We start from the raw sequence: 20,031 nt of genomic DNA, 5'->3' as shown, positions 1-20,031 counted from the left end.
CGATCGGCCATCGGCTGCCGCGATGAGCATCGGGCCCCGCAAACCACCATTGCAACTTGCCCTTAGGCTGAAGCGTGCGCTTGGCGGCAAGACCGGCTGGAACGGATTGGCCGCCCAGATTGCCTTCGCCGCGATCGTGGCCTGGATCGCCTATGAGATCGTGGCGAATGCGCGCACAAACCTGGAAACCCAGCACATTGCGTCGGGCTTCGGCTTCCTCAATTACAATGCGGGCTTTGACGTCAATCAGAGCCTGATCGCCTACAACAACTCCGACACCTACTGGCGGGTGTTCTTCGTCGGCTTGTTGAACACGATCCTGGTCTCGGTGATCGGCGTTGTCTTCGCTACCGTGATCGGCTTCATCGTGGCGCTGTGCCGGTTGTCGCCGAACTGGCTGCTGTCGCGGATCGGCGGCATCTATGTCGAGATCGTCCGGAACTTGCCGCTCTTGTTCCAGATCCTGTTCTGGTATCTCGCAGTGCTCGCGGCGCTGCCGGCGCCGCGGCAGAGCATCTCGATCTTCAGTACGTTCTTCCTCAACAATCGCGGCGTGATCGTGCCGCAGCCGGTCAGCGAGCCGGGGCTCTATCCGTTCCTGGCGGCGCTTGCGATCGGCATCGTCGTAACGCTGGGCTTGCGGCACTACGCGCGGCGCGCCCTGTTCGAGCGCGGGCAGATGATCCGGATCTGGCCCTATGCGCTGGGGGGCCTGGTGGGGCTGCCGCTGGTCTCGATGCTGGTCTTCGGCTGGCCGTTGAACTTCGAACTGCCGCAGCTGAAAGGCTTCAACTTCGCCGGCGGCGCGCGGATCATCCCCGAATTCGTTGCGCTGACGGTCGCGTTGTCGACCTACACGGGGGCCTTCATTGCCGAGATCGTCCGCGCCGGCGTCATGTCGGTCCACAAGGGACAGATGGAGGCGGGCTCGTCGCTCGGCCTCAGCCGCGCCGCTGCGCTGCGGCTGATCGTGGTGCCGCAGGCGATGCGCGTCATCGTGCCGCCGCTGACCAGCCAGTACCTCAATCTCACCAAGAATTCGTCGCTGGCGGTGGCGATCGGCTATCCAGATCTTGTCTCGGTGTTCGCCGGCACAGCGGTGAGCCAGACCGGGCAGGCGATCGAGATCATCGCCATGACGATGGGCGTCTATCTGCTGCTCTCGCTGACGACGAGCGCGCTGATGAGCATCTATGGCTGGCGCATCAACCGGAGCATGGCGGCATGACGGATATCTCCGCCTCGTCCTTTGTCCGGCAGGATCTGGTCGCCGAGCGTGCGGCGCCGGCGAAGACGACCGGCTTCATCGGCTTCCTGCGAACGCGGCTGTTGAATTCGCCGGGCAACATCCTGCTCACGATCCTCGGGTTATTGCTGGCCTGGTACATCGTTGTCCCGGCGGTCAAGTTCCTGCTGGTCGACGCGGTCTGGACCGGCAAGGATCGCACCGCCTGCCTCGCCGAAAAGGCAGGCCACGAGGTTGGCGCCTGCTGGCCCTATATTCAGGCCAAGCTGACGCAGCTGATCTATGGCTTCTATCCGGAAGCCCAGCGCTGGCGCGTCAATCTGACATATGCGCTCGGCGCCGCGCTGTTGCTGCCCCTGCTGATGCCGCGCCTGCCGGCCAAGGGGCTGAACTCCGGCCTGTTCTTCTTTGCGTTTCCGGCGGTGGCGTTCTTCCTGCTGCATGGCGGCGGCATCGCAGGCTTCGGCGTGAGCTGGACTGCCGGCTTGTTGCAGCTGTTCGAGCAGAGCATCGGCGGCGCCGGCGATCTGCTGGTCAATCTCAGCAAAAGTTCGGCGATCGCCCCGCTGCTGTGGGTATTGGGTGAGGTGCTCGTCCTGGTCGGCGTTCTGATCCATTGGTTGATCTTTCCGTTGACCTGGCTACGCGATCAGTTGCAGGCCTCGTCGCTGCCGGTCTGGGGCGACTTCCTCGTTACCGCGGTGATCGTCTCCGCCGTGCTGTTTGTGCTCGGAGGCGGCGTGCGCACCGGTCGCAGGGCGCTGATCGTGAGCCTGCTGACGTTTGTCGGGATAGCGGTTGGCATCAGGCTGATGGGGCTCGATCGCGGTGGCTTTCCCATCGTCGACACGCGACTGTGGGGCGGCCTCCTGGTGACGCTGGTGATCGCGATCACCGGGATCGTCGCCTCGATGCCGATCGGGATTGCGCTCGCGCTCGGCCGCCGCTCGACCATCCCGCTGATCCGGATCTTCTCGATCGCCTTCATCGAATTCTGGCGCGGCGTGCCGTTGATCACGGTGCTGTTCTTCGCCACCTACATGCTACCGCTGTTCGTTCCGGGCAATTTCGCCGTCGACGGCCTGTTGCGTGCCCTGATCGGCGTGGCGATCTTTACCGGCGCCTATATGGCCGAGGTGATCAGGGGCGGGCTCGCGGCGGTGGCGCGCGGGCAGGCGGAGGCCGCATCGGCGCTCGGTCTGTCCTGGTGGAAGACGACGTCGCTGATCGTACTGCCGCAGGCGCTGCGCTACGTCATTCCCGGTATCGTCAACAGCTTCATCTCGCTGTTCAAGGACACCTCGCTGGTGTCGATCGTGGCGCTGTTCGATCTGTTAGGTTCTCTGCGGGCATCGTTCTCGGACCCGACCTGGTCGACGCCGACCACGGCCTTTACCGGCTTTGCGTTTGCCGGAATGATCTACTTCGTGTTCTGCTTTGGAATGTCGCGCTACTCGCTGTTCGTCGAAAACCGGCTCAACGCTCACCGCCGCCACTGAACAAGGTCACCATGTCCACAACCCCGATCGTCAACATTTCCGCTCTCAACAAATGGTACGGCGACTTCCATGTGTTGCGCGACATCAACCTCGAGGTCGGCAAGGGCGAGCGCATCGTGATCTGCGGCCCGTCCGGCTCGGGCAAGTCGACCCTGATCCGCTGCATCAACGCGCTGGAGGAATTCCAGGAGGGCGAGATCGTGGTCGACGGTATCGACCTCGGCCCGAACCTGCGCCGCGTCGACGAGGTGCGCCGCGAGGTCGGCATGGTGTTCCAGAGTTTCAACCTGTTCCCGCATCTCACCGTGCTCGACAATTGCACGCTGGCGCCGATCTGGGTGCGCAACATCCCGAAGAAGGATGCGGAGGCGACAGCGATGAAGTTCCTCGAGCGCGTCAAGATCCCGCATCAGGCCAATAAGTTTCCCGGCCAGATGTCCGGCGGCCAGCAGCAGCGCGTCGCGATCGCCCGCGCGCTGTCCATGAACCCGAAGGTGATGCTGTTCGACGAGCCGACCTCGGCACTCGACCCGGAAATGGTCAAGGAGGTGCTCGACACCATGGTCGATCTCGCCAGGGAAGGCATGACCATGCTGGTCGTGACCCACGAAATGGGTTTCGCGCGCGAGGTCGCCAATCGCGTCGTGTTCATGGACGCCGGCCAGATTATCGAGTCGAACACGCCGCAGGAATTCTTCGCCAACCCGCAGCACGCGCGGTCAAAGCTGTTCTTGAGTCAGATTTTGCGATGAACGAGCAGGGCGTAGCGAAAGGCGAATAGAGCTTCTCGCTATTCGCCACTCACCATTCGCTTCCTAAACGAACGGCAGCTCGATCTTGCTGCGCTTTTCCAGCCATTCCGGGACCGGCAGGTTCTTCGAACGCATGAAGGCCGGGTTGAACAGCTTGGACTGATAGCGGTTGCCGGAGTCGCAGAGAATGGTGACGATGGTCTTGCCGGGGCCGAGCTGCTTGGCGAGCTGGATCGCGCCCGCGATGTTGATGCCGGTCGAGCCGCCGAGGCACAGGCCTTCGTGCTCCAGCAGCTCATAGATGATGGTCACGGCTTCCTCGTCGGAAATCAGGAACGCATCGTCGACGTTCGCCGTCTCGATAACCGATGTCTTGCGTCCGAGTCCGATGCCTTCGGTGATCGAGTCGCCGGGCGTCGATTTGACCTGGCCGTGCTTGAACAGTTCGTACATCGCGAAGCCGTGCGGATCGGCGCAGGCGGTGACGACGTCCTTGTTCTTTTCCTTCAGGTAGCGGCTGATGCCGGCGAGCGTGCCGCCGGTACCGACCGAGCAGATGAAGCCATCGATCTTGCCGTTGGTCTGCTGCCAGATTTCCGGTCCGGTCGAGTCGTAATGCGCCTTCGGATTGTCGAGGTTGTTCCACTGGTCGGCGAACAGCACGCCGTTCGGTTCGGTCTTGCGAAGCGTCTCGGCGAGACGCTTGCCGAGATGCTGATAGTTGTTCGGGTTGGAGAAGGGCAGCGCCGGCGCCTCGACGAGTTCGGCCCCGCACAGCCGCAGCATGTCCTTCTTTTCCTGGCTCTGCGTCTCCGGAATGACGATCAGGGTGCGGTAGCCGCGCGCACTCGCCACGACGGCCAGCCCGATCCCGGTATTGCCGGCGGTCGATTCGACCACCAGGCCACCGGGCTTCAGATCGCCGCGCTTCTCGGCCTCCAGGATCATCCATTTGCCGGCGCGATCCTTCACCGACTGGCCCGGATTCATGAATTCGGCCTTGCCGAGAATGGTGCAGCCGGTCAGCTCGGATGCGCGCTTCAGCTTGATGAGCGGCGTGTTGCCGATCGCTTCGATGACGTCTTCGTTGAATGTCATGTCGGGGAATTTCTTTGCCGGTCTGTGTCTTGCTTGCCGCGAACCTAGTGTGCTGATCGAAAAAGGGAAGGGCTTTTGCGCTGCGGCAAATGGCGGTTCTGGCACGCTTGACCTCGCGAGCGCGGATGCAGCGGGCTCTGGGAGAACGGTGTTTTGCTGCGGTCGGGCCGCCTGGCAGAATCATCCTGCGGTCTGCGGTTTTGCGTCAGTTGTGTACGGCAGACCAATTCAAGACCTGACGGCGGGGTGTGCGGCACCGTGAGATCGGCGCTTCTTGCGGATTCGGTGCAACAGGGGCCGAGAAATCCCCATGAAATCTTTGTAAGAATGGTGACGCCCGGCAGGGTCTGAAATGCGCGGAAATGCCGTAAAAATAGGGAAAAGTCGGCATTCACGGTAGCCACGAATCACTCGCGATGCGACGTCGCGCAATCGTGACAGGGCTGTCCGCCCCATCGTCCCAAGGGTAGGATGGGACAGCCAGGTTCCATTGAAAGCATTACCCCGTGAACGTCACCCAGACCATCGCTGAACGCGTCGTTCGTGCGCCATGGGCGAAGTCTGGCTCCGGCGGAGAACGGGTGTGACCCAGCCCGCGTCCGTGATGGTGCCTGGAGGCGGGATCGGCCTCGCCGTCCGCGCGCGGCGGCTCGCGGGGCGCGCGCTCGTTGCGCTCGGCCTGGTCGCGGGCTCCGCCGGCTGCATCCTGACCCAGGACATCCCCGATCCGGCGCTCGACGTGCCGCAGGGCTACAAGGCCGCGCGTCTGGGCCGGCCCGGCGATGCGCTTCCGACCCTCGACTGGTGGCGCGGCTTCCGCTCAAAGGAGCTGACGCAGCTGATGGAGGAGGCGCAGACCGTCAACCTCGATATCGCGGCGGCTGTGGCGCGCTTCCGCCAGGCCGACGCGCTGGCGCGGCAGGCCGGCGCGGCGCTGCTGCCGACCCTCAGTCTCAATGGATCGGAAACCTACTCGCGCACCTCCGGCTCGAGCGCCAGCGGCCTCACCAATGGCGGGCGCGAGGTGGTGAATTACAGCGCCTCGCTGAGTGCGAGCTATCAGCTCGACTTCTGGGGCCAGAACCGTGACGCCGCGCAGGCGGCGGAGGAAACCGCCGTCGCCAACCGGTTCGACCGCGAGGTGGTGGCGCTGACCACGTTCGCGAGCGTCGCCAACGCCTATTTCACGGTGCTCGCCACCCAGGACCGGCTGCGCACCGCGCAGCGCAACATTGCCAGCGCCGAGCGCATCCTCAATGCGATCAAGGAGCGCTTCAAGGCCGGCACCAGCTCGGATCTCGACGTCGCGCAGCAGGAGAGCGTGCTCGCCAACCAGCGCGCTCTGGTGCCGCCGCTGCGGCAGACGCTCGACCAGAATATCAATGCGCTCGCGGTGCTGGTATCGCGGCCCCCGGAGAGCGTGCGCGTCGCCGGCGGCTCGCTCGACTCCGTTGTTATCCCCCGTGTCACGCCGGGCCTGCCGTCCGAATTGCTGACCCAGCGTCCCGATATCCGGCGCCAGGAGGCGCAGCTCGCATCCGCCACTGCCAACGTCGGCAGCGCGCGGGCGCAGTTCTTCCCGAGCATCCAGCTGACCGGGACCGGCGGCTACCAGAGCCAGGCGCTGGTCTCGCTGTTCCAGCCGCATGCGGCCTTCTTCAACCTGGTCGGCGGCATGACCCAGCCGATCTTCGACGGCGGGAGGATCCTCGGCAATTTCGAGAATGCGAAGGCGCGGCAGGATGAGCTGCTGCAGACCTATCGCAAGACGGTGGTGCAGTCGTTCACCGATGTCGACAACGCGCTGGTCGCTATTCGCGAGACCGCGCTGCGGCTGCAGCTGCAGCGCGACGTGCTGTCGTCGTCGCGGCGCGCCTTCGACCTTGCCGAGCAGCAGCTCAAGGCCGGCACCGCCGACATCGTAACTGTGCTAAATACGCAGCTGACCCTGTTCCAGGCGGAAGATGCTTATTCCCAGGCCCAGCTCGCCCGGCTATTGGCGATCGTGAGCCTGTATCAGGCCTTGGGGGGCGGCTGGGAGCCGAAAGTGGAAAGACCGGTCGATGCTCTTTAAGCCCGACTCGACGGACGATAAGAAAAGCACTGCGCCGCGCAAGCGGAGCCTGGCCTCGCGCCTGCTTGGGCGCATGGTGTCGCTGCTCATCACCCTGGTGATCCTTGGCGGGCTCGGCTATCTCGGCTGGCTCGCCTTCCAGCCCAAGCAAGGGGGAGGCGGCGGGCGCGGTGCAAACGGGCGGCCGGATCTGCCGGTGCCGGTGCTTGCAGCGACCCCGCACGTGCAGGACGTGCCGGTCTATCTCGACGGCGTCGGCTCGGTGAAGGCGCTGAACACGGTCACCGTCCGTTCGCAGGTCGACGGCAAGCTGCTCAAGGTGAATTTCGTCGAGGGCCAGGACGTCAAGAAGGACGACGTGCTGGGCGAGATCGATTCCGCGATCTATCAGGCGCAATACGATCAGGCCGTCGCCAAGAAGGCGCAGGACGTCGCGCTGCTTGCCAACCAGAAGCTCGACCTCGCCCGCTATGAGCAGCTTGCCGCCAGCAATGCCGGCTCCAAGCAGCAGGCCGACACGCAGCGCGCGCTGGTCGCGCAGCAGGAGGCGCTGATCAAGGCCGACCAGGCCGCGATCGACAACGCGGCGGCGACGCTGAGCTACACCAAGATCGTTGCGCCGATTGCGGGGCGCGCCGGTCTGCGACAGGTCGACCAGGGCAACATCATCCACGCCTCGGACACCACCGGGCTCGTGATCCTGACCCAGCTGCAGCCGATCGCGGTGTGGTTCAGCCTGCCGCAGCAGCAGATCATGCGGGTGAACGCCGCGGCGGCGAAGGGACAGCTCGCGGTCGACGTGTTCGGCAATGACGGCATCACCGTGATCGACACCGGCAAGCTGACCGGCATCGACAATCAGGTCGATCCGACCACCGGCACGCTGAAGCTGAAGGCCGAACTCCCGAATGCCAGCTACCAGCTCTGGCCCGGCCAGTTCGTCAATGTGCGCCTCAAGGTCGAGACGCTGCCGCAGGCCATCGTGGTGCCGACCTCGGCGGTGCAGCGCGGTCCCGCCGGCACCTTCAGCTACGTGATAGGCGAGGGCGACGTCGTCACCGCCAAGCCGGTTACGGTCACGCAGCAGAACGAGCATGAGGCCGTCATCGCCGGCGGCCTGACCACGTCGGACCGCGTCGTGACGACGGGCTTCGCCAATCTCGCCGACGGCTCGAAGGTCGTGGTCGGCAAGGACGACGGGCCGCCGGCCGCCGATCTCGCGCCACGCAAGCGCAGCCGCAATCCCGACGGCAAGCGCGGGGCGCAAGGCGAGGGTCAGAGCGGCAAGCAGGACGGGCAGGCCAAGAACGGCGAGCATCGCGGCCGGCGCGACCACAGCGAGGGCGATCAGAAGGGGCAGACCGGGCCGGCGCCGGCGGCAGGGGGCGAACCGTCGGGCGGCGCGCCGAAGGCGCAGCCATGACAGGCATCCTGACCTCGTAATGTCCGACCTTACAGCGAGCACGCAACCATGAGCGTCTCCGAACCGTTCATCCGCCGGCCGATCGCCACCTCGCTGCTCGGCATCGCGCTGATGATCGGCGGCGCGCTCGGCTATTGGGCGCTCCCGGTCTCGGCGCTGCCGCAGGTCGACTTTCCGACCGTGCAGGTGACGACGCAATTGCCGGGCGCGAGCCCTGACGTGGTCGCCTCGCTGATCACGGCCCCGTTGGAGCGGCAGCTCGGGCAGATCCCGTCGCTGTCGTCGATGAACTCGACCAGCTCGTTCGGCGTCAGCCAGATATCGCTGCAGTTCGATCTCAACCGCGACATCGACGGCGCCACGCAGGACGTGCAGGCCGCCATCAATGCCGCCGCCGGCATTTTGCCGAAGACGCTGCCGTATCCGCCTGTCTACGCCAAGGTGAACCCGGCGGACGCGCCGGTCATGACCTTGGCGCTGACTTCGGACACGATCTCGCTGCGGGCGATGAGCGATCTCGCCGACACCATCCTGGGCCAACGGCTGAGCCAGATTTCCGGCGTCGGCCGGGTCTCGATCCTCGGCGGCCTGAAGCCGGCGGTACGCGTGCAGGCTGACCTTGCCCGGCTTGCGGCCTATGGCATCGCGATGGAGGATTTGCGCAACGCGATCGCCGGCGCCAACGTGTCGGGGCCGAAAGGATCGCTCGACGGCGCCCAGCAGTCCTACACCATCGCCGCCAACGACCAGATCGCCGCGGCCGACGCCTACCGGCCGATCATCATTGCCTACCGCAACGGCTCACCGGTCACGATCGGCGACGTCGCGCAGATCGTCGACGGGCTCGAGAACGACCGCACCGGCGGCTGGTACCAGGGCACGCCGGCCGTCATCATCGATATCCAGCGCCAGCCCGGCGCCAACGTCATCGACGTCGTCAAGCAGATCCGCGCCGAAATCCCGCGGCTGCAACGGGCGGTCCCGGCCGGCGTCAAGCTGACCATCGTTTCCGACCGCACCGTGACGATCCGCGCCTCGGTCCACGACGTGCAGTTCACGCTGATCCTGAGCGTGGTGCTGGTGACGCTCGTGGTGCTGTTGTTCCTGCGGTCGCTGCGCGCGACCCTGATCGCCGGCGTCGCACTGCCGCTGTCGCTGATCACGAGCTTCGGCATCATGTATTTCGCCGGCTTCAGCCTCGACAATCTGTCGCTGATGGCGTTGACCATCGGAACCGGCTTCGTGGTCGACGACGCCATCGTGATGATCGAGAACATCGTCCGCCACATGGAAGACGGCGAGACGGTGATGGAGGCCTCGCTGAGAGGCGCCAGCGAAATCGGCTTCACGGTGATCTCGCTGACGGTGTCGCTGATCGCGGTGTTCATCCCGCTGTTGTTCATGTCCGGCCTGGTCGGCCGCATGTTCCGCGAGTTCGCGCTGACGCTGACGATCGCGGTCGTGACCTCGGCGATCGTCTCGCTGACCCTGACGCCGATGATGTGCTCGCGGCTGCTCAAGAACATCCATGAGGAGATGGCGGTCCCGGGCCTTGCCGCGGTCAGCCGCTTCATCGATCGGATGGTGGAGTTCTACCATCGGTCGCTGCTCTGGGTGCTGCAGCGCCAGCGCGCTACGCTCTTGGTGACGTTCGCGACCATCGCGCTGACGCTGATCATGTATGTGCTGGCGCCGAAGGGCTTTCTGCCGTTGCAGGACACCTCATCGATCACGGCGGTGACCGAGGCCGGACCCGACGTTTCGTTCGCCGAGATGCAGCGGCGGCAAGGCGCAGTCGCCGACATCATCAAGGCCGATCCAGACGTGGTCGGTGTGGTCTCGGTGATCGGCTCGGGCTCGGTCAATCCGACCACCAATGTCGGCCGCCTGGTGATGACGCTGAAGCCGCTCGACCAGCGGCGCGAGGGCGTCGTCAAGGTGATCGAGCGGCTCAAGCAGAAGATCGCGACGGTGCCCGGCATGACCGTCTACTTCCAGCCGGTGCAGGACGTGCAGATCTCGACCCAGTCGAGCCGTTCGCAATACCAGTACACGCTGACCGCGACCGATGCCGCCGAGGTCTCGCAATGGGCGCAGAAGCTTGTCGCCGAGATGCGGCGCGACCCGATCTTCCGCGATGTCTCGTCGGAGGCACAGGACGGGGGCCTGCGCGCGGCGCTCGACATCAACCGCCAGCGCGCCGGCCAGCTCGGCGTCAATTTGCAGGGCGTCACCGATACGCTGAACGATGCCTTTGCGCAGCGGCAAATCTCGACGATCTACGGCCAGGCCAACCAGTACCGCGTGGTGCTCGAGGCGCTGCCGATGTATCAGCGTGACCCGTCGATCCTCGACAAGCTCTATCTGCCGGGTGCCAATGGCGCGCAGGTGCCGCTGTCGGCGGTGGCGACGCTGGTCCGTACCACGGCTCCGCTCGCGATTTCGCACCAGGCGCAATTCCCGTCGGTCTCGCTCAGCTTCAACCTGGCGCCGGGCGAGGCGCTCGGCGATGCGGTCGAGGCGGTGAAGGCGATCGAGACCCGGATCGGGATGCCTGGCAGCATCGTCGGCATCTATTCCGGCGATGCCGCCGAATTCGCGCGCTCACTCGCCGGACAGCCCTGGCTGATCCTGGCCGCGATCATCACGATCTACATCGTGCTCGGCGTGCTCTACGAGAGCTACATCCATCCGATCACCATCCTGTCGACGCTGCCCTCGGCCGGCGTCGGCGCCATCCTCGCCCTGATGCTGTGCGGGCAGGACCTCTCGGTGATCGGCCTGATCGGCATCATTCTGTTGATGGGCATCGTCAAGAAGAACGCGATCATGATGATCGACTTCGCGCTCGAGGCCGAGCGTCACAAGGGCATGTCGTCCTATGACGCCATTGTGCAGGCCTGCCTGTTGCGCTTCCGGCCGATCATGATGACGACATTGGCGGCGCTGTTCGGCGCGCTGCCGCTCGCGATCGAAAGCGGCACCGGCGCCGAGCTGCGCTTCCCGCTTGGCATCTCGATCATCGGCGGCCTGCTGCTGAGCCAGTTGCTGACGCTCTACACCACGCCGGTGATCTATCTCGCGCTCGATCGGCTCAATCGCCGGATCGAGCGGGCAGTGCCCGAGCCAGGTCCCAGCGGTCCGCCGATCGCGGGCGCCACCGAGGGCATGCAGTGATCTCGATCTCGGAGCCCTTTATCCGCCGGCCGGTGGGCACCACGCTGCTGGCGATCGGGCTGCTCCTGGTCGGGATCGTCGCCTACGAGTTTCTGCCGGTGTCGTCGGTCCCGAATGTCGACTTCCCGACCATCCGGGTGTCGGCGTCCCGGCCTGGTGCCGATCCCTCGGTGATGGCCGCGACCGTCGCCGCGCCGCTGGAGCGCAAGCTCGGCACCATTTCGGGCGTCGACCAGATCACCTCGACGAGTTCGCTCGGCATCACCAGCATCCAGGTGCAGTTCTCGATCGGCCGCAACATCGACCGCGCCGCGCGCGACGTGCAGGCCGCGATCAACGCGTCGCTCGCCGATCTGCCGAGCGACCTGCCGTCGCTGCCGAGATTCCGTAAGGCCAATCCGGCCGCAGCACCCGTGTTCGTACTGGCACTGACCTCGAAGACGATCTCGACCAGCGCGATGTACGACGTCGCCGACACCGTGCTGGCGCAGCGCATCTCGCAGGTGCCGGGGGTCGGCGAGGTGACGGTCAGCGGCGCCGACCAGCCGGCCGTGCGCATCGCGCTCAATCCGGTGTCGCTGGCGAATGCCGGAATCGCGACGGACGACGTCCGGCTCGCGATCATCAATGCCAATCCTTTGGGTCCCGTCGGCATCTTCAATGGCGACCGGCTGAGCGAAACGCTTTCGATCAACAAGCAGATGCGCACCGCAGCCGAATTCCGCGACATCGTCATCAAGAGCAAGAACGGCAATTTTGTCCGCCTCTCCGACGTCGCCGAGGTCGAGGACTCCGTCCGCAATTCGCGCTCGATTGCCTGGTTCAACAAGCAGCCGGCGGTGTTGATCCAGATCACGAAACAGGGCGACGCCAACGTCATCGATACCGTCGACGGCGTTCGCAGGCTGCTGCCGGAACTGAAGAAGTGGATCCCGGCCGGCGTCGAGATATCGACCCTGGTCGATCGCACCGGCACGATTCGCGCCAGCGTCGAGGACATGCAGTTCACGCTGCTAGCGACCGCCGTGCTGGTCATGGTCGTGGTGTTCGTGTTTCTGCGCCGGGTCGTGCCGACGATTGCCGCCGGCGTCTCGGTGCCGCTGGCACTGACTGGCACCTGCGCCGGGATGTGGCTCGCCGGCTTCTCGATCGACAATCTGTCGCTGATGGCGCTCGCGATCTCCGTCGGCTTTGTGGTCGACGACGCCATCGTGATGATCGAGAACATGTACCGCAATCTCGAGCAGGGCATGGCGCCATATCCGGCCGCGGTCGAGGGCGCCAAGCAGATCGGCTTCACAGTGCTCTCGATCTCGCTGTCGCTGATCGCGGCTTTTACGCCGCTGATCTTCATGGACGGCATCGTCGGCCGGCTGTTGCGCGAATTCTCGCTGACCCTGACGTTTGCAATCATCGTGTCGACCGTGGTGTCGCTGACGATCACGCCGATGATCTGCGCACATTACATCAAGGAGGCGACCTCGGATCACGCCACCTGGTATGACCGCGCCATCGAGGGCACGCTGTCGCGGGTTGTGGCGTTCTACACGTCGACGCTGCGGATCGTGCTCGGCTATCCCTTCCTGACCCTGGTGGTGTTCTTCGCCACCGTCGCGCTGACGGTGACGCTCTACATCAAGACGCCGAAGGGCTATTTCCCGACCGACGACAGCGGCTTTGTCATCGGCTCGACGCGGGCCTCGGCGGATATCTCGTTCCAGGCGATGCTCTCCCTGCAGCAGCGGCTCGCCGACATCGTGATGGCCGATCCCGCGGTCGCCGGCATCGGCTCGTCGGTCGGTTCCGGCGGCGGCCCGGGCGGCGCCACCTCCAACCGCGGCACCATGTTCATCAGCCTGAAGCCGCCGGGGGAGCGGGGAGGGCTTTCGACTACACAGGTGATCGACCGGCTGCGCCGCAACCTGTTCATGGTGCCGGGCATCCGCCTGTTCATGTTCGCCGCCCAAGATATCCGTACCGGCGGCCGGCAGAGCGACTCCGACTACCAGTACACGCTCGCCTCGACCGATCTCGATCTGTTGCAGAAATGGGCGCCGATCGTGGCCAAGCGCATGGAGACGGTGGAGGGCATCACGGACGTCTCGTCCGACCGCGATCCCGGCGGGCTGCAGCTCAACCTCGTGATCGACCGCAAGATCGCCTCCAGCCTCGGCGTCCGGGTGCAGGACATCGACAACGCGCTCAACAACGCCTTCTCGCAGCGGCAGATCTCGATCATCTACACCCAGCGCAACCAGTACATGGTGGTGCTCGAGATCGATCCGAAATTCCAGAGCGACCCGTCGAATCTCGATCGCATCTATGTCGCAGGGGCCAATGACGTACAGGTGCCGCTATCGGCGCTGGTGCACTACCAGCGCGGATTGTCGGCGCTCGCGGTCTATCACTCCGGCGGCTTCCCCTCGACCACGGTGTCGTTCAATCTGCTGCCGGACGTGCCCTTGGAGGTCGCGACCACGAACATCCAGCAGGCGGTCGACGAGCTGCACATGCCCGAGGGTATTCGCGGCAGCTTCGACGGCAATGCAGGCGACTTCAACAAGACCAGCGGGCGGCAGCCGCTCCTGATCCTCGGCGCGCTGGTCGCGATGTATATCGTGCTCGGCGTGCTCTATGAGAGCCTGGCGCATCCGATCACGATCATCTCGACGCTGCCATCGGCCGGCCTCGGCGCCTTGCTGGCGCTGCAGGTGACCAACACGCCGCTGACGGTGATCGCCTTCGTCGGCATCATCCTGCTGATCGGCATCGTCAAGAAGAACGGCATCATGATGGTCGACTTCGCGCTCGAGGCCGAGCGGCATCAGGGCCTGTCGTCGCGGGATGCGATCTTCGAGGCGTGCCGGGCGCGCTTCCGCCCGATCCTGATGACGACCATGGCCGCGCTGTTCGCCGGCATTCCGCTGGTCATCGCCACCGGCCCGGGCACCGAACTGCGCCGGCCGCTCGGCATCACCATCATCGGCGGCCTGTTCGTCTCGCAGATCCTGACGCTCTACACCACGCCGGTGATCTATCTCCTGATCGACCGGCTGCGTCAGCGCTCGGCGCCGTCAGGCGTGCACGCCCCGGCGGAATAGGTTGAATTGCACGGCTCCGCGCGCGTATAGCGAAGCGATGTCCGAACCGACCGAAGCAAAGACCGAAGTTGCCGCCGAGATCGCGGAGTGCCCGCATTGCGGCAAGCCGCTGCCGCTGTGCGTCTGCGACAGCGTCACGCCGATCGAAAGCCGCATCCGGCTTCTGATCCTGCAGCATCCGCAGGAGCAGGACAGGGCGCTCGGCACCGCGCGGCTGACCGCGCGGCATTTCGAGAACGCCGTGTTCCGGATCGGCCTGTCCTGGCCGAGTCTTGCCAAGGCGCTCGGCCGGCCGGTGGCCGATCCATCGCGCTGGGCGGTGCTCTATCTCGGCTCGGCCAAGGTCGAAGACCTCGATACCGATGCCGAAATCGTCGCGATCAACCGCAAGGGTGAGCTTGAGCCGCATCAGCGCGCGATCCTCTCCGACATCGAGGGCATCGTGCTGCTCGACGGCACCTGGAGCCAGGCCAAGGCGCTGTGGTGGCGCAATGCCTGGATGCTGAAGTGCCAGCGGGTGATTCTCGGACCGAAACGGCCCTCGCGCTATGGCAAGCTGCGCCGGGAACCGCGACGCGACGGCCTGTCCACCATCGAGGCGACCGCGATCCTACTGGCGGGACTGGAGAAGCGGCCGGATATTGCCGCAACGTTGATTGATAGTTTCGAGCGGATGCTGACGAGATTCCGGGAAGTTCAGTCCGAAATGCCGGAATTGGCGCCAAAACCGAAGAAGCGGGATTTCCGGAAGCGCCGGCGTTAGCTGTGCGGCTTGGTTGCCTATCGCGGAGAGGGCGTATATGAAGTGCGCCGCAAGGGGCCACGTGGCGGAGTGGTTACGCAACGGTCTGCAAAACCGTGTACACCAGTTCAATTCTGGTCGTGGCCTCCACTCATCTCATCAATGGCTTGCAGCCAATACATGAGAAGCCGCGTTAGCTCGTGGCGTACCAACCTTCAGGAAACGGAATCAGCGGCCACGGCGCCTGGTTGTCATTGGCGGCGCGCGGCGGCGGCTGAATGCGGGGCGACGGTTGAGCCACGAAATCCTCCTGAGCAATAGGCGCGATCGCCGTTCGCACGGCGTCCAGCAGCAGATCAAATTCGACTTCGCTCATCGCGCTCTCCGAGGTCCGAGCGCGCTATGGTCGCAAAACTGTCTTCGGTCCGGATTGAGCGATTCGTTCGAATTTTATGAAAAGAACGATGGCGCCCGCTTTAGTTAATAAATCGCTGATGACCTCTTTTTTCGGGAACCTAGGTCGGCTCGGCCGCACCTCGTGTGAGACAAATCACATCTCTCGAAAAACTCGTCCGGACTTCCCGGCGGTATTTATGGCCGTCAAATATCGCAGGAGTTTTGGGGAGGCGTGACAATGAAGGCAACGATTGCAGGATTGTCGCCGATCGCACGCCAGCGGGACAGCGTTGGGCGCGGCGGGACCTTCTGGAGCCACGTGCGGACGGTCGCCTCGATTGCGGCGACCGCGCTGTTCATCGCCGCCATCGCCCACGTGATAGCGGGGCGCTCTGCATTCTGTCCGATAGGGAATCGCCGTATGGCGCGATCGCCGCCGCCGTCTCCAAGCCGAAGCAGACACGCTGCCGGGCAAGCGTATCCCGGCACGTAGCCCGGCAGGACGGAGGTAAACCCTTGTGCCGCAGCGGCTTCCCGGCCCCGTTAAAGTTTGGCGGCGGAGCCCATTTGGTTCTTTGCAAGGCCGAAAGGCTTTGTTATACGCTGCCCGCTCGCGAACAGATGTTCGCCTATTCCTCGGTAGCTCAGCGGTAGAGCATTCGACTGTTAATCGAATGGTCGCTGGTTCGAATCCAGCCCGGGGAGCCAGTTCTGGCCCCATCAACGCCCCTCATCGCCGTTCACAAGCCCGTGGTCCGCTGCGGGTAGGCCAAAGACGTCGTCAAATCGACTCAATAGCCGTCGACACTTCGTCTTGCCGGGTCTTGAGAGGTGATTTTTGATGACCATTAACTTGATCGACCTGTCGATGCCGCAGCCGACGCTTGTTCCGAATGATGCTCCTGATATCAGTGATGACGAATGCGTTCGCCGGCTCGCAAAGGCCGTCGAGGAACATGATTCCGAGCATCTCGATGAGGTGGCCCGCCTGATCGGCCGGCTCGCCGTCACGATCGAATAGACCGCACCATGGAGCGCGTTTTGGGAGCGCGTCTTGCACGCCAACGGCGTGTTGCGTTTTGGCGGAGCTTGTTCCAAAAGATGGCCCTGTTCTAGCTTCTCCAGCGGCAATGCCGCGACTTGCAGGGTCCCGCCAATGACCGGTTTTTCGACCGCGCGCCAGTACATGGTCGATGGTCAGGTGCGTCCGAGCGACGTGACCGATGATCGTATTCTCGATGCCATGCTGACCGTGCCGCGCGAGGTTTTCGTGCCGGCCGGCAAGCAGGCGCTGGCCTATCTGGACCTTGATCTCGATGTGACTGAGGGCGGCGCGGCCAAGCGCTGCCTGATCACGCCGGCGCTGCTCGCCAGGATGCTGCAGGCCGCCGAGATCAAGGCCACCGACCGCGTCCTGGTCGTCGGCTGCGCAACCGGCTATGCCGCGGCCATCGTGGCGCGCTTTGCCGCCCAGGTCAGCGCGACCGAGAGCGACCCGGCGCTGGCCGCAAAGGCGACCGCAGTGTTGGCCCAGCTCGGCATCCAGAATGTGACCGTGAAGACCGCGGCGGCCGCCGACGGCGATGCCACGGGCGCGCCCTTTGACGTCATCGTCCTCAATGGCGCGACCGAGATTGTTCCGACCGGGCTGTTTGGCCAGCTCAAGGAGGGGGGCCGGCTGGTCGGGGTGTTCGGCCTGGCCCGGCCGCCGCGCGCCACCCTTGTGACTCACTCCCACGGGGATTTCGGACATCGCGAGCTGTTCGACGCCACGGCCCCCGTGCTGCCCGGATTCGAACAGCATCCCGCCTTCGTCTTCTGACCGTTACCGCGCTGCGTCAGCAGATAAAATCCCGTTCCGAATCAGAAGTGTGGCCCGTTTGCCCCATGTGAAGAGTTTCCACCGAGTTCCGTTGCTGGGTAGTTCCGTTGCCCTTAGCTGCGGACTAAGGTGAGGCCGGACTCACTTCGTCTGAAGCGACGCCGGGCCCGTTTGTCATGGAATCGGCGACTACAATGATTGGATTTCCGGGGATGCGTGGGGTGAAGGTTGTCACCGCGGCTGCGACTGCCGTCCTTCTATTGGCTGAGTTGGGCCCTGTGCCCGCACTGGCCGAAACGATCGAGTCCGCGCTGGTGCGGTCATATCAGAACAATCCCCAGCTGAACGCGCAGCGCGCGCAGGTGCGGTCAACCGACGAAAACGTTCCGCAGGCGCTCTCGGGTTATCGCCCGAAAGTCGCACTGACGGCGAGCGCGGGGTATCAGTACACCGACACGCTTACGACCCAGGGCGGTACACCGACCGCAGTCCTGCGCACCGATATCCATGGCGCCAACGCGCCGCGCAGTGCGGGTCTCACGGTTAACCAGTCGCTGTTCAATGCGCAAAACGCCCCCAAGGTGCGCCAGGCTGAAAGCCAGGTATCCTCGGCGCGCGAGGCCTTGCGCGTGCTGGAGCAGACCGTGCTCCTGAGCGCGGCGACGATCTATATGGACTATCTCCGCGACGCCGCGATCGTCGAAGTTCAGCGCAGCAATACGCGCGTGCTCGAGCAGACGTTGAAGCAGACCCAGGACCGCTTCAATGTCGGCGAAGTGACACGCACCGACGTCGCGCAATCCGAGGCGCAGCTCGCGGCCGGCAGAACCCAGCAATTGACCGCGGAATCGCAGCTCACGACGACGCGGTCGAACTACCGCCGCATCATCGGCAACGAGCCGCAGAATCTCGCGCCGGGCTCACCGGTCGACCGGTTCCTGCCGACGACGCTCGCGTCTGCCGTCGAACTGGCTCTGACCCAGAACCCGAACGTCACCTCGGCAATGTTCGGCGTCGATATCAACTTCCTGCAGGTCAAGGTCGCCGAAGGCGCGCTGTTCCCGTCGCTCACGCTGCAGGCGTCAGCGCAGCAGCAATACGAGCAGACCATGATCACGCAGCGCGCGTTCAGTGCGGGGGCCGCGGTCCAGCTGTCGGTGCCGATCTACCAGGGCGGCACGGAATACTCGCTGATCCGCCAGTCGAAGGAATCGCTCTCGCAGCAGCGCCTCGTTCTGGAACAGACCCGGGATCAGGCACGCGCCAATGTCGTCACGGCATGGGGCCAATTGGTCGCGGGCAAGTCGCAGGTGGCGTCGGCGCAGGCACAGGTGGCCGCGTCCGAGATCGCGCTGAACGGCGTGCGTGAAGAGGCCAAGGCCGGGCAGCGCACCACGCTCGACGTGCTCAATGCGCAGCAGGCGCTGGTCAATGCCCGCAACTCGCTCGTCACTGCGCAGCACGATCGCGTCGTCGCGTCCTACAATGTGCTGAACTACATCGGCCGGTTGTCGCCGCAGGTGATGGGCCTTTCGACCAATGTCTACGATCCCAGCGTGCATTATCAGCAGGTTCGTGACAACTGGGCCGGCGTACGCACGCCCGACGGCCGCTAAACACCTTCACGTCATCGTCGCTTGTCGCGCCATGTTTGTGGTCCTGAGTTAATCAGGACCACAAACAGGCGCGTTTGCTTGCAATCGATAATTGGCCTGACATACCGTTTTGTCGGGCAGCAAGGCGATTCGCGGCGCGCCGCAGTAGCGTGATGACAGGTGCGACGCCACCTATGATCACGCTGCATTGGGCGACACGAAGCTTGCACAAAGCCTCGGGCGGGCTTGATCTGGGGACAAGTCGGGCGGGAGCAACGAAAATCTCCGCCCGCATCATCGGAACCGGCGAATCCTCTCGGGCTTGATGTAAAATCGTTTCGATGTGGAGTCGGAGATGACGCAACCTGCGAAGGTCCAAGAGCCCTCGATGGAGGAGATCCTGGCGTCGATCCGTCGCATCATTGCCGACGACGAAGCGAAGCCGGCCGTGTCAGAGAAGCCTGCGGTTGCCGCTGCACCGCCGCCGCCGAAGATCGAGCCGCCACCACCAGCAGCCAAGCCCGCGATGAAGAGCCCGCCGCCCGCGGCGCCACCGGCCGCGAAGGCCGCGCCCGCGCCGAAATCACCGTCGCCCGCGCCGGCCAGCAACAGTCAGGACGACATCGATTCGCTCTTGGCTAGCCTCGACGAGGCGACACCCGCGGCCGAGATCAGGCCGTCGCCGCAACCCGAAGCCGATGTGTTCGAGCTCACCGACGACATGGCGCTGCCGGACCCGGCCCCCGCGGCGGCGGCAACGCCGTCGTTCCGCAAGGTCGAGCCGCAGGACGATGTCGAGTTCACGGAGGCCCGGAGCCGGGAGACGGTTCGAGAGCCGATCCGGGAACAGCCGCCGATCGAGACCGCGCCGATGCAGCAGATCATCTCGGGAACCACGATGCGGGCGGTCGAGTCCGCCTTCAACTCGCTGGCCAACACCGTGCTGAGCAGCAATGCCCGGACGCTGGAGGATCTGGTCAAGGAAATGCTGCGACCGATGCTGAAGTCCTGGCTGGACGACAACCTGCCGGGCCTGGTCGAGCGGATCGTCAAGGCCGAGATCGAACGGGTATCCCGTGGGCGGTAGCTCCACCGGGCGCTAGCGC

Annotated in this window: 15 protein-coding genes and 2 tRNA genes; 14 read left to right on the top strand and 3 right to left on the bottom strand. The window is 64.6% G+C overall.

The genetic code is table 11. From position 1 onward, the window contains the following. Positions 1 to 22: 22 nt before the first annotated feature. The 3 genes from ABIB78_RS15210 to ABIB78_RS15200 are packed head-to-tail and all read left to right on the top strand — an operon-like array spanning position 23 to position 3,497. A complete protein-coding gene (locus ABIB78_RS15210; RefSeq protein ID WP_429025738.1) occupies positions 23 to 1,228 on the top strand; it encodes an amino acid ABC transporter permease in 1,206 nt (401 codons plus the stop codon). Beyond that, positions 1,225 to 2,745, top strand: a complete 1,521-nt coding sequence (locus tag ABIB78_RS15205) for an amino acid ABC transporter permease (protein ID WP_429025735.1) — start codon at positions 1,225 to 1,227, stop codon at positions 2,743 to 2,745. Before ABIB78_RS15210 ends, ABIB78_RS15205 begins: the two co-directional genes overlap by 4 nt. An 11-nt stretch (positions 2,746 to 2,756) precedes the next feature. After that, positions 2,757 to 3,497 (top strand): amino acid ABC transporter ATP-binding protein, encoded by a 741-nt coding sequence (locus ABIB78_RS15200; RefSeq protein ID WP_429025733.1) that lies wholly within the window; start codon positions 2,757 to 2,759, stop codon positions 3,495 to 3,497. Between the two features lie 63 nt (positions 3,498 to 3,560). Here the strand turns inward: ABIB78_RS15200 and ABIB78_RS15195 are convergent, their stop codons facing one another. Then, a complete protein-coding gene (locus ABIB78_RS15195) occupies positions 3,561 to 4,595 on the bottom strand; it encodes a cysteine synthase A (protein ID WP_429025730.1) in 1,035 nt (344 codons plus the stop codon). 604 nt (positions 4,596 to 5,199) lie between these two features. Between ABIB78_RS15195 and ABIB78_RS15190 the strand changes: the two genes are divergently transcribed. From ABIB78_RS15190 to ABIB78_RS15165, 6 genes are all read left to right on the top strand, one after another. Further along, the gene (locus ABIB78_RS15190; protein ID WP_429026155.1) at positions 5,200 to 6,669 is read left to right on the top strand and encodes an efflux transporter outer membrane subunit; all 1,470 of its coding nucleotides are present in this window, start codon (positions 5,200 to 5,202) and stop codon (positions 6,667 to 6,669) included. Further along, positions 6,659 to 8,092 (top strand): efflux RND transporter periplasmic adaptor subunit, encoded by a 1,434-nt coding sequence (locus ABIB78_RS15185; RefSeq protein ID WP_429025728.1) that lies wholly within the window; start codon positions 6,659 to 6,661, stop codon positions 8,090 to 8,092. Before ABIB78_RS15190 ends, ABIB78_RS15185 begins: the two co-directional genes overlap by 11 nt. Before the next feature lie 48 nt (positions 8,093 to 8,140). Then, positions 8,141 to 11,269 (top strand): efflux RND transporter permease subunit, encoded by a 3,129-nt coding sequence (locus ABIB78_RS15180; protein ID WP_429025727.1) that lies wholly within the window; start codon positions 8,141 to 8,143, stop codon positions 11,267 to 11,269. Continuing rightward, the gene (locus tag ABIB78_RS15175) at positions 11,266 to 14,370 is read left to right on the top strand and encodes an efflux RND transporter permease subunit (protein ID WP_429025725.1); all 3,105 of its coding nucleotides are present in this window, start codon (positions 11,266 to 11,268) and stop codon (positions 14,368 to 14,370) included. Before ABIB78_RS15180 ends, ABIB78_RS15175 begins: the two co-directional genes overlap by 4 nt. A gap of 37 nt (positions 14,371 to 14,407) precedes the next feature. After that, on the top strand, positions 14,408 to 15,133 hold the full coding sequence (locus ABIB78_RS15170; RefSeq protein ID WP_429025723.1) for a tRNA-uridine aminocarboxypropyltransferase: 726 nt from the start codon (positions 14,408 to 14,410) through the stop codon (positions 15,131 to 15,133). Positions 15,134 to 15,188: 55 nt separating this feature from the next. Continuing rightward, a tRNA-Cys gene (locus tag ABIB78_RS15165) sits at positions 15,189 to 15,262 on the top strand. A gap of 43 nt (positions 15,263 to 15,305) precedes the next feature. On the opposite strand, the gene ABIB78_RS15160 is transcribed toward ABIB78_RS15165, so the two are convergent. After that, entirely contained in the window at positions 15,306 to 15,488 is a 183-nt protein-coding gene (locus ABIB78_RS15160) for a hypothetical protein (RefSeq protein ID WP_342711317.1), read from the bottom strand. Between the two features lie 224 nt (positions 15,489 to 15,712). Beyond that, the gene (locus ABIB78_RS15155; RefSeq protein ID WP_429025721.1) at positions 15,713 to 15,868 is read right to left on the bottom strand and encodes a hypothetical protein; all 156 of its coding nucleotides are present in this window, start codon (positions 15,866 to 15,868) and stop codon (positions 15,713 to 15,715) included. 273 nt (positions 15,869 to 16,141) lie between these two features. On the opposite strand from ABIB78_RS15155, the gene ABIB78_RS15150 reads away from it, so the two are divergent. From ABIB78_RS15150 to ABIB78_RS15130, 5 genes are all read left to right on the top strand, one after another. Continuing rightward, positions 16,142 to 16,216, top strand: a tRNA-Asn gene (locus ABIB78_RS15150). Positions 16,217 to 16,349: 133 nt separating this feature from the next. After that, complete coding sequence (locus ABIB78_RS15145; protein ID WP_028331942.1) at positions 16,350 to 16,529, top strand: hypothetical protein; 180 nt, start codon at positions 16,350 to 16,352, stop codon at positions 16,527 to 16,529. Positions 16,530 to 16,664: 135 nt separating this feature from the next. Beyond that, positions 16,665 to 17,330 carry a protein-L-isoaspartate O-methyltransferase family protein gene (locus tag ABIB78_RS15140; RefSeq protein ID WP_429025719.1) on the top strand — a complete coding sequence of 222 codons (666 nt, stop codon included), beginning with the start codon at positions 16,665 to 16,667 and terminating at the stop codon, positions 17,328 to 17,330. 212 nt (positions 17,331 to 17,542) lie between these two features. Beyond that, positions 17,543 to 18,946: a TolC family outer membrane protein gene (locus ABIB78_RS15135; RefSeq protein ID WP_429025717.1), complete on the top strand. Its 1,404-nt coding sequence runs from the start codon at positions 17,543 to 17,545 to the stop codon at positions 18,944 to 18,946. A 334-nt stretch (positions 18,947 to 19,280) separates the two neighbouring features. Then, on the top strand, positions 19,281 to 20,012 hold the full coding sequence (locus tag ABIB78_RS15130; protein WP_429025715.1) for a PopZ family protein: 732 nt from the start codon (positions 19,281 to 19,283) through the stop codon (positions 20,010 to 20,012). Positions 20,013 to 20,031 lie beyond the last annotated feature (19 nt).

The sequence above is a fragment of the Bradyrhizobium sp. I1.14.4 genome (genome assembly GCF_050435825.1).
Classification (GTDB): Bacteria; Pseudomonadota; Alphaproteobacteria; order Rhizobiales; family Xanthobacteraceae; genus Bradyrhizobium.
This window is presented reverse-complemented; position numbering and strand designations above follow the sequence as displayed.

Excerpts from the sequence above, each read along its gene's own strand:
- ABIB78_RS15205 (WP_429025735.1), top strand. The coding sequence starts at position 1,225 with ATGACGGATATCTCCGCCTCGTCCTTTGTCCGGCAGGATCTGGTCGCC.
- ABIB78_RS15185 (WP_429025728.1), top strand. The coding sequence starts at position 6,659 with ATGCTCTTTAAGCCCGACTCGACGGACGATAAGAAAAGCACTGCGCCG.
- ABIB78_RS15145 (WP_028331942.1), top strand. The coding sequence starts at position 16,350 with ATGACCATTAACTTGATCGACCTGTCGATGCCGCAGCCGACGCTTGTT.
- ABIB78_RS15160 (WP_342711317.1), bottom strand. The coding sequence starts at position 15,488 with ATGAGCGAAGTCGAATTTGATCTGCTGCTGGACGCCGTGCGAACGGCG.
- ABIB78_RS15195 (WP_429025730.1), bottom strand. The coding sequence starts at position 4,595 with ATGACATTCAACGAAGACGTCATCGAAGCGATCGGCAACACGCCGCTC.
- ABIB78_RS15190 (WP_429026155.1), top strand. The coding sequence starts at position 5,200 with ATGGTGCCTGGAGGCGGGATCGGCCTCGCCGTCCGCGCGCGGCGGCTC.
- ABIB78_RS15140 (WP_429025719.1), top strand. The coding sequence starts at position 16,665 with ATGACCGGTTTTTCGACCGCGCGCCAGTACATGGTCGATGGTCAGGTG.
- ABIB78_RS15180 (WP_429025727.1), top strand. The coding sequence starts at position 8,141 with ATGAGCGTCTCCGAACCGTTCATCCGCCGGCCGATCGCCACCTCGCTG.
- ABIB78_RS15155 (WP_429025721.1), bottom strand. The coding sequence starts at position 15,868 with ATGAACAGCGCGGTCGCCGCAATCGAGGCGACCGTCCGCACGTGGCTC.
- ABIB78_RS15200 (WP_429025733.1), top strand. The coding sequence starts at position 2,757 with ATGTCCACAACCCCGATCGTCAACATTTCCGCTCTCAACAAATGGTAC.
- ABIB78_RS15210 (WP_429025738.1), top strand. The coding sequence starts at position 23 with ATGAGCATCGGGCCCCGCAAACCACCATTGCAACTTGCCCTTAGGCTG.
- ABIB78_RS15135 (WP_429025717.1), top strand. The coding sequence starts at position 17,543 with ATGCGTGGGGTGAAGGTTGTCACCGCGGCTGCGACTGCCGTCCTTCTA.
- ABIB78_RS15130 (WP_429025715.1), top strand. The coding sequence starts at position 19,281 with ATGACGCAACCTGCGAAGGTCCAAGAGCCCTCGATGGAGGAGATCCTG.
- ABIB78_RS15170 (WP_429025723.1), top strand. The coding sequence starts at position 14,408 with ATGTCCGAACCGACCGAAGCAAAGACCGAAGTTGCCGCCGAGATCGCG.